The 14,429-nt window shown below is 32.7% G+C and carries 15 protein-coding genes; 1 reads left to right on the top strand and 14 read right to left on the bottom strand.

Annotated elements, in window-relative coordinates:
• Positions 1–245 precede the first annotated feature (245 nt).
• The 6 genes from dnaK to FHQ18_RS03625 all read right to left on the bottom strand — a co-directional run bounded on the left by dnaK (position 246) and on the right by FHQ18_RS03625 (position 5,360).
• Entirely contained in the window at positions 246–2,183 is a 1,938-nt protein-coding gene (gene dnaK / locus FHQ18_RS03650) for a molecular chaperone DnaK (RefSeq protein WP_149265812.1), read from the bottom strand.
• Positions 2,176–2,823, bottom strand: a complete 648-nt coding sequence (grpE, locus tag FHQ18_RS03645; protein ID WP_149265811.1) for a nucleotide exchange factor GrpE — start codon at positions 2,821–2,823, stop codon at positions 2,176–2,178. Before grpE ends, dnaK begins: the two co-directional genes overlap by 8 nt.
• Entirely contained in the window at positions 2,816–3,856 is a 1,041-nt protein-coding gene (gene hrcA, locus FHQ18_RS03640) for a heat-inducible transcriptional repressor HrcA (RefSeq protein WP_149265810.1), read from the bottom strand. The genes grpE and hrcA overlap by 8 nt, the downstream gene beginning before the upstream one ends.
• A gap of 111 nt (positions 3,857–3,967) precedes the next feature.
• Complete coding sequence (locus FHQ18_RS03635; RefSeq protein ID WP_149265809.1) at positions 3,968–4,231, bottom strand: EscU/YscU/HrcU family type III secretion system export apparatus switch protein; 264 nt, start codon at positions 4,229–4,231, stop codon at positions 3,968–3,970.
• A complete protein-coding gene (locus FHQ18_RS03630) occupies positions 4,218–5,012 on the bottom strand; it encodes a DUF72 domain-containing protein (protein ID WP_149265808.1) in 795 nt (264 codons plus the stop codon). Before FHQ18_RS03630 ends, FHQ18_RS03635 begins: the two co-directional genes overlap by 14 nt.
• Before the next feature lie 3 nt (positions 5,013–5,015).
• The gene (locus tag FHQ18_RS03625; RefSeq protein ID WP_149265807.1) at positions 5,016–5,360 is read right to left on the bottom strand and encodes a cupin domain-containing protein; all 345 of its coding nucleotides are present in this window, start codon (positions 5,358–5,360) and stop codon (positions 5,016–5,018) included.
• A 203-nt stretch (positions 5,361–5,563) separates the two neighbouring features.
• On the opposite strand from FHQ18_RS03625, the gene FHQ18_RS03620 reads away from it, so the two are divergent.
• Positions 5,564–7,096: an ATP-binding protein gene (locus FHQ18_RS03620; protein ID WP_149265806.1), complete on the top strand. Its 1,533-nt coding sequence runs from the start codon at positions 5,564–5,566 to the stop codon at positions 7,094–7,096.
• A gap of 439 nt (positions 7,097–7,535) precedes the next feature.
• Here FHQ18_RS03620 and FHQ18_RS03615 read toward each other — a convergent pair whose 3' ends face one another.
• From FHQ18_RS03615 to FHQ18_RS03580, 8 genes are all read right to left on the bottom strand, one after another.
• Entirely contained in the window at positions 7,536–8,438 is a 903-nt protein-coding gene (locus FHQ18_RS03615) for an ABC transporter ATP-binding protein (protein WP_149265805.1), read from the bottom strand.
• On the bottom strand, positions 8,416–9,228 hold the full coding sequence (locus FHQ18_RS03610; RefSeq protein ID WP_246798630.1) for a hypothetical protein: 813 nt from the start codon (positions 9,226–9,228) through the stop codon (positions 8,416–8,418). The genes FHQ18_RS03615 and FHQ18_RS03610 overlap by 23 nt, the downstream gene beginning before the upstream one ends.
• A gap of 82 nt (positions 9,229–9,310) precedes the next feature.
• Positions 9,311–10,099 carry an ABC transporter permease gene (locus FHQ18_RS03605; protein WP_149265803.1) on the bottom strand — a complete coding sequence of 263 codons (789 nt, stop codon included), beginning with the start codon at positions 10,097–10,099 and terminating at the stop codon, positions 9,311–9,313.
• A gap of 394 nt (positions 10,100–10,493) precedes the next feature.
• Positions 10,494–11,255, bottom strand: coding sequence for an RES family NAD+ phosphorylase (locus FHQ18_RS03600; RefSeq protein ID WP_149265802.1), 762 nt, complete (start codon positions 11,253–11,255; stop codon positions 10,494–10,496).
• Complete coding sequence (locus tag FHQ18_RS03595) at positions 11,227–11,631, bottom strand: MbcA/ParS/Xre antitoxin family protein (protein ID WP_149265801.1); 405 nt, start codon at positions 11,629–11,631, stop codon at positions 11,227–11,229. The genes FHQ18_RS03600 and FHQ18_RS03595 overlap by 29 nt, the downstream gene beginning before the upstream one ends.
• Positions 11,632–11,988: 357 nt before the next feature.
• Positions 11,989–12,339, bottom strand: coding sequence for a hypothetical protein (locus tag FHQ18_RS03590; RefSeq protein WP_149265800.1), 351 nt, complete (start codon positions 12,337–12,339; stop codon positions 11,989–11,991).
• 20 nt (positions 12,340–12,359) lie between these two features.
• Complete coding sequence (locus FHQ18_RS12835; RefSeq protein ID WP_149265799.1) at positions 12,360–12,557, bottom strand: type IV pilin protein; 198 nt, start codon at positions 12,555–12,557, stop codon at positions 12,360–12,362.
• A 1,016-nt stretch (positions 12,558–13,573) separates the two neighbouring features.
• The gene (locus FHQ18_RS03580; protein ID WP_149265798.1) at positions 13,574–13,987 is read right to left on the bottom strand and encodes an HIT family protein; all 414 of its coding nucleotides are present in this window, start codon (positions 13,985–13,987) and stop codon (positions 13,574–13,576) included.
• Positions 13,988–14,429: the final 442 nt, after the last annotated feature.

Raw genomic sequence — 14,429 nt, 5'->3', positions numbered from 1 at the left:
TATAAAACTAATTAAATAACTATAAAGTTATTATTAATAATTAGTTCTCACTTTTTCAGTGAGAACTAATTACATATTGTTTTTTAAATTTGTTTTGCTCAACGCTTCCATTTATCAGCCTTTGCAATACAACCAGAGCAACTGAAAATATTCCTTCTAAATATTAAAAAATGAGCAGCTAGCCAATAAATGGCCAACTGCTCATTAAGCAACCTCTACTAATTATCACTTTTTACCATAAAAATCTACTTATTATCTTCCTTTACCTCTTCGTAATCAGCATCTACCACATCTTCCTGTTTTGTCTCTTGGGAACCGCTGCCTGTTTCAGCTTCTCCTGCACTTGCTCCTGTATCAGCTCCAGATGCGCTAGCAGTAGCTTTATAGATAGCTTCAGCAAGTTTATGTGATACTGATGTTAACTTATCAATAGCTGCTCTAATAGCGGCTGCATCCTCTCCAGCCTGAACCTTCTTCAATTCATCAAGAGCCTTCTCAATTTCCTCTTTTGTAGCAGCATCTACTTTATCGCCATGTTCTTTAAGAGATTTTTCTGTGGAGTAGATAAGTGTATCAGCCTGGTTTCTAAGCTCCACAAGCTCTCTTTTCTTCTTATCTTCTTCAGCATGTAATTCAGCTTCTTTAACCATTTTTTCAATCTCTTCTTCAGTCAAACCACTACTTGGAGTAATTCTGATAGACTGCTCTTTACCTGTACCAAGGTCTTTTGCAGATACACTCAATATACCATTTGCATCAATATCAAAAGTTACCTCAATCTGTGGCACTCCCCTTGGTGCAGGAGGAATACCAACGAGCTCAAATCTACCTATTGATTTGTTGTCTTTTGCTAATTCACGTTCTCCCTGCAATACATGTATTGTAACTGATGTCTGGTTATCAGCAGCAGTTGTAAATACCTGACTTTTCTTTGTTGGAATAGTTGTATTCCTTGGAATAATTTTTGTCATTACACCACCAAGTGTTTCAATACCTAATGAAAGTGGTGTAACGTCCAATAACAACACATCCTTAATATCACCTTTTAACACTGCCCCCTGGATTGCAGCACCTATTGCCACAACTTCATCAGGGTTAATCCCTTTGTGAGGCTCTTTACCAAAAAATTCTTTAACCTTTTGCTGTACAAGTGGCATCCTTGTCATACCACCTACGAGTATGACTTCATCAATATCTGATGGAGTCAAACCTGCATCTTCTAATGCTCTTTTACAAGGCTCAAGAGTTCTTTCAACCAGATCCATTACCAGGTGCTCAAGTTTTGCCCTACTCAGCTTCTTAATCAAGTGTTTTGGCCCAGTAGCATCAGCTGTAATGAATGGCAAGTTGATTTCTGTTTCAAGAGCAGTGGAAAGCTCATGCTTAGCCTTTTCTGCCGCCTCTTTTAATCTTTGAAGAGCCATTTTATCCTGAGATAAATCTATGCCTGTCTCCTTTTTAAATTCATCAATTAACCATTCTACTATTCTGTTATCAAAATCATCTCCACCAAGAAAAGTATCACCATTTGTAGCTTTTACTTCAAATACACCATCCCCTAACTCAAGTATAGAGATGTCAAATGTACCACCACCTAGGTCATATACAGCAATCTTTTCATCTTTCTTTTTGTCAAGTCCATAAGCAAGGGCAGCTGCAGTTGGCTCGTTTATAATTCTTAAAACATTCAACCCTGCAATCTTACCAGCATCCTTTGTAGCCTGACGCTGAGCATCGTTAAAGTATGCTGGAACAGTAATTACTGCTTCAGTTACCTCTTCACCAAGATAGTCTTCAGCAGTCTTTTTCAATCTCTGTAATACCATCGCAGAAATTTCAGGTGGAGCATACTTTTTACCTTTTACTTCAACCCATGCGTCCTGATTATCGGATGGAACTATTTTATAAGGTAAAATCCTTTTAGCCTTTTCTACTTGAGGGTCATCGATTTTTCTACCAATCAATCTTTTTACAGAAAAAATTGTGTTTTCAGGGTTAGTTACAGCCTGTCTTTTTGCAAGCAATCCAACAAGTCTTTCACCATTATCAGTGAAAGCCACAACAGATGGAGTAGTAGTCATACCTTCGGCATTAACAATTACCTTAGGCTGACCTCCCTCCATTATAGCCACAACAGAGTTAGTTGTACCGAGGTCGATACCTATTACTTTACCTTTACTCATTTTTATCCTCCTTATTATCATTATTTTTTTCTTCTTTTTTATTTACAGAGACCTTTGAAGGCCTTATCACCCTGCCATTAAGGGTGTAACCTTTTTGCAAGATCTGAGTAACCTTATTATTATCAAAATCCTCTTTATAATCCAGCATCAAAGCTTCATGGAAATTAGGATCAAAATCATCTCCCACATTTAATTCGATTTCTTTCAAACCAAATTTAGCCAAAATATCTTTCATCTGCTTCAAAGTAAGATCCACTCCCTGCTTCAATGACTCCACAGGAGAATCCGGCTTTATGTGGCTAAGCGCCATCTCCAGATGATCTATTACAGGCAACAGACTTTCAAGCAACACCTGATTAGCATATTTAAGCTTTTCTTCTGTTTCTCTTAAAAGTCTTTTCCTGAAATTATCAAGCTCAGCAGACAATCTTAAAATAGCATCCTCTTTTTCCTGTAACTGCTTTTTTAACTCTTTATTTTCATTTTCTAACTTTTTCAAAACATCATCCTCTTGCTTTTCAATCTCTTCCTGCTTACTTCCTTTATCCTTTATATTTTCCTGAGAAGTTTTTTTCTTTTCTTGCTCTGTTTCATCTTTTACCAACTCTTCTTCCCTATTAATTTTTATTTTTTTACTCATCGCTACCTCCTAACCGTTCAATTACTTCACTTAGTAAATCAGCTGTATAATCAACTATAGGAACAACGTGAGGATACCTCATCCTTTTTGGACCTATAATGCCCAATGTACCCAAAATTTTATTCCCTTTTGAATAAGGTTTAATCACAAGGCCAAAATCATCAACATTCTCATCAATTTCAGATCCAATAAATATCTGTACACTATCAGCCTCAGCACATTTATCTATTATTTTATAAATTAATGTTTTTTCCTCAAAAGCTCTAAGGAACTCCTTAAGTTTGTTCACATCATTAAATTCCGGCATATCCAGTATGTTACTTGTACCATCATAGTAAAGCTCGCCTTCCACCTCATCCATCTCAAAAATTCTTGGTAAAAAGTCTTGAAATGAATCCATAAAATTATCAAATAACTGCTTATCTTTTTCTATCTCTTTAAAAAGTCTCTCTCTTACTTCCATCAACGAATAACCGCTAAAATGATCATTCAAATAATTGCTGATCTGAGTTAAAACATTATCAGGGATATCTATATCTAAATGTAAGATTACATTTTGCACGATCCCTGTTTTTGTTACCAGAATTGCCAACACATCAAACTTATTTAACTTCAAAAACTCTATATGCTTTAAGTATAGCATATTTGATTTTGGAGTCACCACAAAACCCACAGAATGAGTAAGTCTGCTCAATTGTTTTGTGGCCTCTTTGAAAAGAGTCCTTAAATTGGTGGCATTAAGTTTTTCTGAAAGTTTTTTTATTTCTTCTGAATAAATAGGTGAAATTGTTACAAATTTATCAATGTAGTACCTATACCCCAAATCCGTAGGCACACGTCCTGCAGATGTATGAGGCTGATAAATATACCCTTTCTCCTCCAAATCACTCATGATATTCCTAATAGAAGCAGGACTCAACTTCAAAGGTCCCACTTTTGACACAAAACGGGAACCTACCGGCTCACTACTGTTAATATACTCATCAACAATTATTTTTAATACAGTTTCTTCTCTTTCAGTAAGCTTCACCATTTTTTACCTCTTTACTAGCACTCTCATCTACCGAGTGCTAATATTAATATAAAGTTGAGTCAATTTATGTCAAGCAGTTTTTTAACTTTTTTCTTATGATTCAATAAAACTTTAGGTAAGATTTTTATTAATCTTGTATAGTTCGGCAAGAATTTCAGCTACCGCTTTATATAAAGTTTCAGGTATCTCCTCATACAGATCTAAAGTGGTAAGCGCCTCTACAAGATCAGCATCCTTCTGAATAAATACACCATGCTCTTTAGCCTTCTCAATAATTTTTTCTGCTATAACTCCCTGCCCTTTGGCTACAAGCTTTGGCGCTTTATCGCTATTTGGCTTATATTTTAGAGCAGCAGCTTTTTTAAACCTCTTCATTTTCTTTTATTAGCTGTACAAACTCTTCGGCATTTTTGCAGGCTGATGCATTTACCACATTACAAAAACTTACAAACACCTTTTTACTTATTAATGAAAGAGTTTTTATATCATCAATAAACTCAGTCAATTCCTCTTTACTATATTTATAATCAAGATATTTATCTTCTGGAGTAAGCCACAATTTGCTACGTCCATACAACCTGTAATAAGTAAAATTATTTGAAGAAAACGGATAATAAGGTGCAAGTCCTTTAATCTTTGGCATATCCAACACTATGATACCTATTCTGTGTTCACGAAACAACTCTAAAAACCTGTCCTTGTACCATGTGCGATTGGGCAACTCAAAAAAGAGTGGAAACTCTTTAAATTCTTCTGAAAGCCTTAATATATGCTCAAAATTTTCCTTAGAGGCAGAAAAAGAAAAATTAAAATCTGCAAACAAAGCTTCAAGCTTTCCTTTATCAATCATAGGTTTTAAACCAGCATAAAAATCCCTTACATCCTGTTTATTATATCTACCCTTTAAAAACCTTTTATTTAATCTTACTGAAAAAGAAAGATTTTCCCCTCTATCCACAATGCTTTTAACAGTATTTTGATAAGGGATATTGTAGAATGTAAATGTTATTTCAAGCAGATTTAAATAATCTTTTTTCCCATAATATGAAAGCATATGAAAGTTAGAAATACTTTTAGGGTAAAAACTCCCCTTCCAGTCATCGTACTTATAACCGCTTGTTCCAACTAAAACAGGTGTCTCGTTAATTGTAATCATAGGCTACTCTATTATCACTGCTAAAAATGTTATTGGTTCATTTGTTTTATTTTCGATTGCGTGCCCCTCTCCCTTTGGAGTAATCAGCATATCTCCAGGACCTAACAAATCCTCATTTCCATTATCACTCACAACAGCCTTTCCATCAAGAATTAAATAAATCTCCATATCATTTTCATGCACATGATAACCAACCTTTGAGTCTGGCTTTAATTCCACCACCGAAAACATTTTTATCTTACCACCAAACTTTGTAGCAGCTTCATAACCAAAATTTATCAAACTTCCTCTACCATCACGTGGTTTTACCACTTCTTTCGGCTCAATTTCACTCAATCTCACTATCATCCTTCCCTCCAAAATTGACACCAAATTTCTAAACAGTTGGCTATGACTATAATAAAAGTAATGAAAAAAGCAACCAAAAGCTTAACCTGAGTTTGTCAAATGTTTTGACAAACTTGGGTTAATCTCTACCTGCACTTTTTATTTTAAATTACATAAAAATTTATTATAATTAGGATACAAGAGTGTATTAGCAGGAGTAAATTATGAAAAAATTGCCCATTGGAATTTCAACTTTACGTAAAATAAAGGAAAATAACTGCGTTTATATTGATAAAACGAAAATTGCATTAAAATTGATTGAAAATGGCTCATACTATTTTCTTTCTCGCCCAAGGAGGTTTGGTAAAACTTTATTCCTTGATACATTAAAAGAGATTTTCTCAGGTAACAAAGAGCTTTTCAAAGGGCTTTATATTTACGATAAACACGACTTCAAAAAGTATCCTGTAATTCACATATCTTTTGGAAGTGGTGGAATAAAAGATGCAACTACGTTAAATAGCAGAATCAAAGAAATATTAGAGGAAAATTGCCTTTTGCTATCAATCGATATGCCAACGAGTGAAACAATTGGCGGGTTGTTTAAAAAAGTTATTTTACAAGCAATGAAACGACATGGTGAACGAGTAGTAATTTTAATTGATGAGTATGACAAGCCAATTTTAGATAACATTGAAGATAGCAAGAGAGCAAAAGAGATAAGAGAAGAATTAAAAAACTTTTACTCTGTGATAAAGGACAGTGATCCATATATTGAGTTTGTATTTATCACAGGAGTAAGTAAGTTTTCCAAAGTAAGTTTATTTTCTGGGCTAAACAATTTGAATGATATTACAATAGATAAAAAATATGCCACAATTTGCGGATATACGCAGAAAGATCTGGAAACAGAATTTGCAGAGCATTTGAAAGGGCAAGATTTTGAGAAAATAAAAAAGTGGTACAACGGTTATCGCTGGCTTGGTGAGTCTGTATATAATCCCTTTGATATACTTTTATTTATCTCAAAAGGATGTGAATTTGGCAATTATTGGTTTTCCACGGCTACCCCCACATTTTTACTAAAGATGATAGAGAAAAACCGTTATCATTTGCCAAATTTAGAGCGAGCAGTGAAGGATTATCGTATGCTTGACAGCTTTGATGTGGATAACATCGATGTTGAAGTACTAATGTGGCAGACAGGGTATTTGACAATTGCAAAAGAAGAAAAAACAGTTAGAGGAATGTTTTACTATCTTGATATACCTAATTATGAAGTTGAGCTTTCCCTTTTTGGAAGCATTGCTGATTATATTACAAAATCACATAATTCCGCAATTATTAGTAATAATCTTTATCTCTCACTTTTAAATAAAAATTTAGATATGTTTATGCAAGAGCTAAAATCATTATATGCATCTATTCCTTACAATAATTTCACAGGTGAGAAGCTTTATGAGTATGAAGGTTATTATGTGAGTGTATTTTATGCTTACATGAAAGCGCTGGGAGTGGATTTAATAGCAGAAGATGTGACAAACAAGGGCAGAATTGATATCACATTAAAATTCGATGACGTAATCTATATTATTGAATTTAAAGAAGACGGCAAGGGAGCTCTTAATCAGATAAAAGAGAAAAAATACTACGAAAAGTATCTTTCAGAAGAAAAAGAAATCTATTTGATAGGCATCGAATTTGACAAGAATGAGCGTAACATTAATAATATTTTAATAGAAAAATTAATCCATTAATTATTTCTCACTGAAAAAGTGAGAACTAATTATTAAATAAATAATTTTTATGATTTTTAATATTTAAATAAGTTTTCTAACAAGAGTTTAAAGAAGAATGCTTCTTTCCTGAGAACTACGAAATAAGGTAATATTATAATTTCCATCCCCTAAATTAGTTTTTTTAAAAAACTAATTTATTAAAAATAATAATTTTTATTTTTATCCTCTTTTTGGGGGATTTAAAGGGGGGTTACCCCCTTTAAGTCACGAACAAATTATCAAAAAAACTGGGGGAATTTTTATAGGAATATTTAAATAAATCAATTATTATAAATTAGTTGCCACTTTTTCAACACGTGTAATAATATTGTACACATTCTAACTTTGAACAATAAAGCTTGAATTGTTCACAGTCAATATATTACTCAAATACTTTGTTACACGTGTTCAGTGGCAACTAATTGGTTTTGTCCTGCATAGTAATTTCTACAAACATATCCTCTAAACTCTTTTTGACTGGCTCAATGTCAATAATTTCAGTACTATGTGTTTTTAGTTTTTCTAAAGTGTCAATTAGGTTATTTTTTGGACATAAAAAACTGTAAAGGTTATCTGTAATTTTTTCAAGTTTTAAGCCTATATTTACTGGGTTGTCGATGATTACTTTAAAACCTGTAGTGGTTAAATATTTTATTTCGGTTTTTTCCAGAGATTTAACCACTTTCCCTCTATTTACAATCAATACTCTTGAACAGATATCTTCAATATCAGGTATGATATGAGAGCTGAAAAAAATCGTAACCCCCTTTTTATTAAGCTCTAACATTTTATTTTTAAATAATACTCTGCCCATAGGATCAAGCCCACTCATCGGTTCATCCAGTATTAAAATTTCTGGATCATGTATCAAAGTGGATGCAAATCCAATCCTCTGAATCATACCTTTGCTATATTTTCTAATAGGGCGCTTAGCTGCATCCTTTAATTCAAACTCTTCCAAGAGTTCCCATGCCCTCTTTTTGGCCACGTTTTTATCCACTTTAAAAATAGCTGCGGAAAACATAAGCAGATCATAACCTGTCAATGTATCGTAGTATTGTGGATTTTCCGGCATAAAGCCCACTTTTAGCCTCGCTACAGGACTAGATGAGTCAATTCCTAATATCTTGGCTGATCCTCTATCTGCTCTTATTAAATCCATCATAATTTTAATTGTGGTACTTTTACCGGCACCATTTGGACCTAGAAATCCAAGGATTTCACCTTTATTAACAGTAAAAGACATTCCGTTTAAAGCGTTTACCTTTTTCCTTTTACTTTTAAAAGTTTTATAAAGGTTATTTACTCTTATTACTTCCATTTTCATTTCCCTTTTTATGTTTTGGTCTTTTGAAAGCAAGCTTGCTTGTTGTCCTCACTTTTCCATCTTTATCAATATAAAACTTTCCACCATAAGGATCTTTGGGCACTTCTCTAAGAAAACCTTTTATTACAAGCTCATTGATATCTTTAGGTAATGTGTTGTTTTTCTCCTTATATCTTTTTATTGCTTTTTCGATTGCATAGATTGCTTCTAAAGCCTGCAATCTTACTTCATATGACTTTTTTATACTCTCTTTTCTTGTAATTTTTATCATCGTCTTTAAATATGCAATCCCAAGCTCGGTTTCCCCACCTTCATAAAAATATCGTGCAGCAAGTGAGGTAAAAAGAGGAGAATTAGAAAGCTCAGATGCTTTTTTGAAATATTTAGCAGCCAATTTGTAATCTTTTAAAAAGTAAGCGTAATTGAATCCTAAGAAAAATGGAATTTTAAAATCCCACGTTCTATACTTCATTACATATTTTAAAAGTGCATTTACATCTTTTATTTTCCCTATATCCCAGGTAAATGCAGCCTGAGCAAAATAATATGCATCTTCGTGGTAAGGATTTAAAAGGATTGCTGTTTCTATTGTTTTAAATAAATTATAATATTCTATCTTTTCAAACCTTCTTTTTAGAAGATAATCAACTTTACCACCATAATAAATTAATGATTTAAATGTAAGATATTCACCTGTAAACCATCTAAATTCACCCAAAGCTGCTTTAAATAATTTTCCTTTTGGAGTATATCCAAGTTTTTCATAAAGAGGGCGTTTTTTCATGTCAGCGACAAAGTAGGGCATAAAAACTATAAAACACACTACCAAAACCAAAAACAATATATAGCCAAACTTATTCTTCATCTTACATAAAATCTCTTTTATTAAAGATAAATATTGTAAACATCATCACTATTATAAGATATAAACCCCAATATCCAAAACTCATGAAAATTGAGTTTATCTTAATAGGCATGGAATAAGCAGCATAGACAGTATAATCAAATGCAGAGAAATTTGGGATAATATAGTAAATTATAACTATTAATTTTTTTATTATAGGACTTATTGTATCCGCTGTATTTTTCATAATGTAATCGTAAATACCTTGAGAGGCATTACCCATAATAAATATAGAAATAGTTGCAAAAAACGGAGTAAAAAATGATGTGGAAAAAGTAGAAAATAAAAAGCCAAAAGCCATCAACAAACAATATTTTAGATACGCAAAAATATTAGCAATAAAAATATTATGCCACATAATTGGTAATTGAGATTTATACATACCAGCAGATATTTTAATTACAACAGCAGATACTAAAAGATTTAATAAGCTTATCACAAGCATTATGAAAGCAAATCCAAGATAACGACCAACTAAATAGCTTGTCCTTTTTACAGGATAACTTAGTAGAGTGTATGTATATTTTCTTTCAATATCTCTCCAAATTGTAGAAACACCTCCAAATAGTGATAAAAATAACATAATAAATGAATTAAACGCTAAAGACATTGTAATAGAAACTTCTTGAGCCTGACGCATGGAAAATGAACTAAAAACAGGGACAAAGCAAAAAACTAAAATAAGTGAAAAAATTATAAAAAATATTCTATCCCTGAGTACGGTTCTTAAAGTCAAAATAAAAAATGCCATAAAATTACCTCATTTTAAATTAAAAATTCTTTTACATAATTAAAAATGTTGTACAGTAACAACTAACTTGTTTTATAACTTTTTGATAGACAAGAGATTGCTTCGTCACTACCGTTCCTCACAATGACAAATAAGGCTGCTCTCGATTTTCCGTCATTGCGAGCAAAGCGAAGCAAACTCTTCTCGCTCATAATACATTCATCGTCATTGCGAGGGTCGCAAGACCCGAAGCAATCTCTTTTGAGTAATGGGAAAACATCAGTAAAAGAGATCGCTTTGTCACTTCGTTCCTCGCGATGACGTAGTTGCGAGATTGCTTCGTCGCTGTCGCTCCTCGCTGGTGACGTAAAAGGTGGCTGTCATTGCGAGCGTCAGCGAAGCAATCTCTTGTTTATCATAAAGTTAACCTCTTGAATCGTTTTTTATTATGCAATACCCTCTTATTCATCAAGTAAATTTTACCATCTCCTAAATCAACAACAGCTTCTATTTTTTCACCATTCCAATAGTATAACAACAACTTTACAAAATTACACGGAGAAACAATAACTTTAGGTCTTAAAACAGCAATATTCGTCCCTTTTGGATGCCTTACACTTTTATAGACAATACCATCTTTATTTTCTTTTTTAGCTTTAACACCAAGTTTTTGTGATTCTGTATAATCGTTTTCGTGATAATAGATTTGATAAATCTTTTCATTTCTAATATCATAAAATAAATTTCCTTTTATCTTAGCACAATAGACTCTCATGTGATAAGCATTCGCTGGTGCTTTATTATAAGTATAAAACTTTTCTCTGTGATAAACAGTTTCCTTAATTGCAGTTACCAATTCTTTACTTGCGTAATATACACCAAAGTATTCCGTATTAAATCTTGCCGGACTTGGATGTGTAAAGGCAGCCATAATGGGTGTAGTCCCCTCACCGAAAATCCATTCATCTTCTGGAACAAGTTCTAAATTACCTAACTCATTTTTTATTCTATCATTAGTCAAACTCTCTATAAAATAGATGTATTCAAGTTCTTCTCTTGAATCGACGAAATCAAATAGTGTTCTCTCAGGATACAGAGTAGGAATAATTCTAAAGCTTTTTCCCCAATTTATCGGAATTACAGGGATATCAGTCATAAAGACTTCCTCTTTCAGCATCTAAATATCTCTTGATTATATACAAATCAGCAACCCTTCCCTTTAACATAATTTCCAATGGAGTTCTATCATCAAAAATAGGATTTTTAGTTTTTATCCATTCATTTGCAGAATATGGTAACAATATTTGTAAGGCTTTATAAATACCAAGAATATAAGAAATTCTTTCAAGAGTATCTTTACTTAAATTCCCCTGTAGATTCTTTTTCCATTCGTAAAATGTAGATTTTGATGTTAGTCCAAGAAGTGTCATTTGGTCTTTATAAGATTTAATTCCCCATTTTTCACATATATTAAAAAAAGACTTTAAAGCAACATGATTCAGCTTTTTAGGGTCAATATGCTCAGGCAAAAATTCTTCCCTGTTTGCCAGCATTGTATTACCTCCTACATTTTACAATATTCCAAATTTGTATAAAAAGCAAGATATTTTCCATTGTTAGAAATTTTTATTAAGACACTTTCGCACAGATTTGTTTTATATTTATTTCTTATAAACAAATGTGAGACACATGCTAAATAAAATTTTTAAGATTTTATAAAAATTATAATGGTTTCTAAAAAAAATAAACTCTCATAACTTTTATCACATATTACAAAAACTCAATTAAAAAGGTAGAAGTACCTATTTATTATTTTTGTTTAAATTTACCAAAATGAAAAAAAACATACTATAATAAATAATATTGTTGTAGGAAGGGAATAACCCTTCCTGTTTAAAATAGATTAGTTATCACTTACCTAATTCTGTCCAACCACTAAAATCACTTGAACTACCAGTTAAATTTGGAGCATTTTCGCCAGTACCACAAGGGGTATTAGCACAATCACTATAATATATTACAGTAGAATCACTCGCACCACCATATTTTTTTGTTCCCAATGTATTCATTGTAGCTGCTGAATAAGTGGTATTATCAGTTGGAGTAGCATAAATACCATACACATTATTTGACAACGTCACATTATCAGCCGTTGTCCCCGAACCAATAGTAATTACTCCATCTGTATCCCATGCTGCTGCAAAAACAAAAGTACTTAACAATATAATAATCATAATAAATAAATACATTTTCTTCATCATGCTATACCTCCAAATTATATTTAATAATGCATATATTCAGAATAATATGCTTCAGCTGTAGTTTGAATAGTTTTTAGATCACTCAAAGCTGCAGAATCTTGAGCTCTCTGACGGTACTTCGCGAACTGAGGTATTGCGATAGCTGCGAGGATACCGATGATGGCGACAACGACCAAAAGCTCGATAAGGGTAAAACCCTTTTTGTTTGTTTTCTTCATATTTTACCTCCTTCGATGGTTTTGAATGTTTATTAGAAAAAAGCATGCCAAGTTTTTCTTGTATTATAAATTTAAAGATGTTGCACTATAATAGATAACTTGTTTATAACTTTTTGATAGATATGAGATTGCTTCGTCGCTTACGCTCCTCGCAATGACGTAGAAAATAGTTGTTATTACGAGTGTTAGTAAACTAAACTCAATGCTATCAGTGAGTTAGCATAATAGTAAATAACTGTGCAATACAGTTACAATTTTTGACATAAATGTTATAGATATGACAAAATTGTCAAATTACAAGTATATTATTAGTTATTCATGGTTATCAGTTGTTATTTATAGTTAATTATAGTTAGTTTATTGTTAGTTAGTAGTTAGTTAAAGTTAGTTATTGTTAGTTAAAGTTAGTTTTCTGAAAATAAAACTAATTTGGGGTAACCCCCCCTTTAAATCACCCAGAAAAAAAAAGAAAAACATATTAACTATTAGTTAGCTGCCACTTTGCGTCATTGCGAGGGTCGCAAGACCCGAAGCAATCTCCTGTGCGCAAAGGCAAAGTAGTCGACTAATGAGATCGCTTCGTCACTTTGTTCCTCGCGATGACTGTAAACGTGTCGTCACCCTGAGCGTAAGCGAAGCAATCTCTTTGTGTGAGAAATGAAAGTTGTTGACGGAAAAGATTGCTTCGTCGCTTACGCTCCTCGCAATGACGTACTGATGAGATCGCTTCGTCACTTCGTTCCTCGCGATGACAAGATCATTATCGTCATTGCGAGCGTCAGCGAAGCAATCTTTTGTTATCATAAAGTTGCACTCTTGAAACGTTTTTATTGTACAATCACTCATATGGGTTATTCACTGAAAACTCTCAAAACACCTCTATTGATAACATATTAAAGTCCATAAATTAACTACTAATAACTATAAATTACAATTAATAACAATAAATTAATAACAATAAATTAATAACGAATTACTATAAACAACAACTATCAAAATCTACGCATAGACACTACTTAACTTAGTTTCTCAGCGATTTTTTTGGCAAATTCTTGCATTTCATCTGTGGATTTATATTCTTTATGTTTTTTTGTAAATCTTAAACCATCATCTTTGTATCTTGGAATAATGTGAATATGTGAATGGAATACTTCTTGACCACCGGCAGCTTCAATATTTTGAATAACATTCAGCCCATCACAATTTAAAGCATCTTTTATAGCATTACAAAGCTTGGTAAGCACTGGATAAATTTTCGAACCGATTTCAACATCTGTATCTAATACATTTCTGAAATGTTTTTTTGGGATAAGCAAAGTATGCCCGAGATTTACCGGCCTAATATCAAGAATAGCAATAAAGTCATCATCTTCATATACTCTTGCAGATGGAATATCACCATTTACAATTTTGCAAAAAATACAATCCATAAGATCCTCCTTCAATATATTTAAGCAACATTACATTATGATTCCAAAAGATTCAAGGATGTTGCACAATAGTAGCTTAATATTCCAATAACTCATTGATAAACTAAAGATTGCTTCGTCCCGAGCACCTAAGATGTTAGGTGCTCGGTCCTCGCAATGACGTTGTTATTTTTGTCACCAGCGAGCGTCAGCGAAGCAATCTCTTGTTTATCATAAAGTTGCACGCTTGAAATATTTTTTGTTGTGCAACATCCTTGATTCTTCTGTATCTTGTCCGCCTACAAGCAAAACAGACGGACACAGCATGTATCATTATTATAATTAGTTGCCACTTTTTCAACACGTGTAATAATATTGTACACATTCTAACTTTGAACAATAAAGCTTGAACTGTTCACAGGCAATATATTACTCAAATGCTTTGTTACACGTGTTCAGTGGC

Source organism: Deferribacter autotrophicus, from assembly GCF_008362905.1.
Classification (GTDB): domain Bacteria; phylum Chrysiogenota; class Deferribacteres; order Deferribacterales; family Deferribacteraceae; genus Deferribacter; species Deferribacter autotrophicus.
Note: the sequence above shows the minus strand (reverse complement) of the source record. Positions and strands in the feature narration are given on the sequence as shown.

Bases quoted from the DNA above. Each gene is read 5' to 3' on its own strand.
- dnaK (WP_149265812.1), bottom strand. From the start codon at position 2,183: ATGAGTAAAGGTAAAGTAATAGGTATCGACCTCGGTACAACTAACTCT.
- grpE (WP_149265811.1), bottom strand. From the start codon at position 2,823: ATGAGTAAAAAAATAAAAATTAATAGGGAAGAAGAGTTGGTAAAAGAT.
- hrcA (WP_149265810.1), bottom strand. From the start codon at position 3,856: ATGGTGAAGCTTACTGAAAGAGAAGAAACTGTATTAAAAATAATTGTT.
- FHQ18_RS03635 (WP_149265809.1), bottom strand. From the start codon at position 4,231: ATGAAGAGGTTTAAAAAAGCTGCTGCTCTAAAATATAAGCCAAATAGC.
- FHQ18_RS03630 (WP_149265808.1), bottom strand. From the start codon at position 5,012: ATGATTACAATTAACGAGACACCTGTTTTAGTTGGAACAAGCGGTTAT.
- FHQ18_RS03625 (WP_149265807.1), bottom strand. From the start codon at position 5,360: ATGATAGTGAGATTGAGTGAAATTGAGCCGAAAGAAGTGGTAAAACCA.
- FHQ18_RS03620 (WP_149265806.1), top strand. From the start codon at position 5,564: ATGAAAAAATTGCCCATTGGAATTTCAACTTTACGTAAAATAAAGGAA.
- FHQ18_RS03615 (WP_149265805.1), bottom strand. From the start codon at position 8,438: ATGGAAGTAATAAGAGTAAATAACCTTTATAAAACTTTTAAAAGTAAA.
- FHQ18_RS03610 (WP_246798630.1), bottom strand. From the start codon at position 9,228: ATGAAAAAACGCCCTCTTTATGAAAAACTTGGATATACTCCAAAAGGA.
- FHQ18_RS03605 (WP_149265803.1), bottom strand. From the start codon at position 10,099: ATGGCATTTTTTATTTTGACTTTAAGAACCGTACTCAGGGATAGAATA.
- FHQ18_RS03600 (WP_149265802.1), bottom strand. From the start codon at position 11,255: ATGCTGAAAGAGGAAGTCTTTATGACTGATATCCCTGTAATTCCGATA.
- FHQ18_RS03595 (WP_149265801.1), bottom strand. From the start codon at position 11,631: ATGCTGGCAAACAGGGAAGAATTTTTGCCTGAGCATATTGACCCTAAA.
- FHQ18_RS03590 (WP_149265800.1), bottom strand. From the start codon at position 12,339: ATGATGAAGAAAATGTATTTATTTATTATGATTATTATATTGTTAAGT.
- FHQ18_RS12835 (WP_149265799.1), bottom strand. From the start codon at position 12,557: ATGAAGAAAACAAACAAAAAGGGTTTTACCCTTATCGAGCTTTTGGTC.
- FHQ18_RS03580 (WP_149265798.1), bottom strand. From the start codon at position 13,987: ATGGATTGTATTTTTTGCAAAATTGTAAATGGTGATATTCCATCTGCA.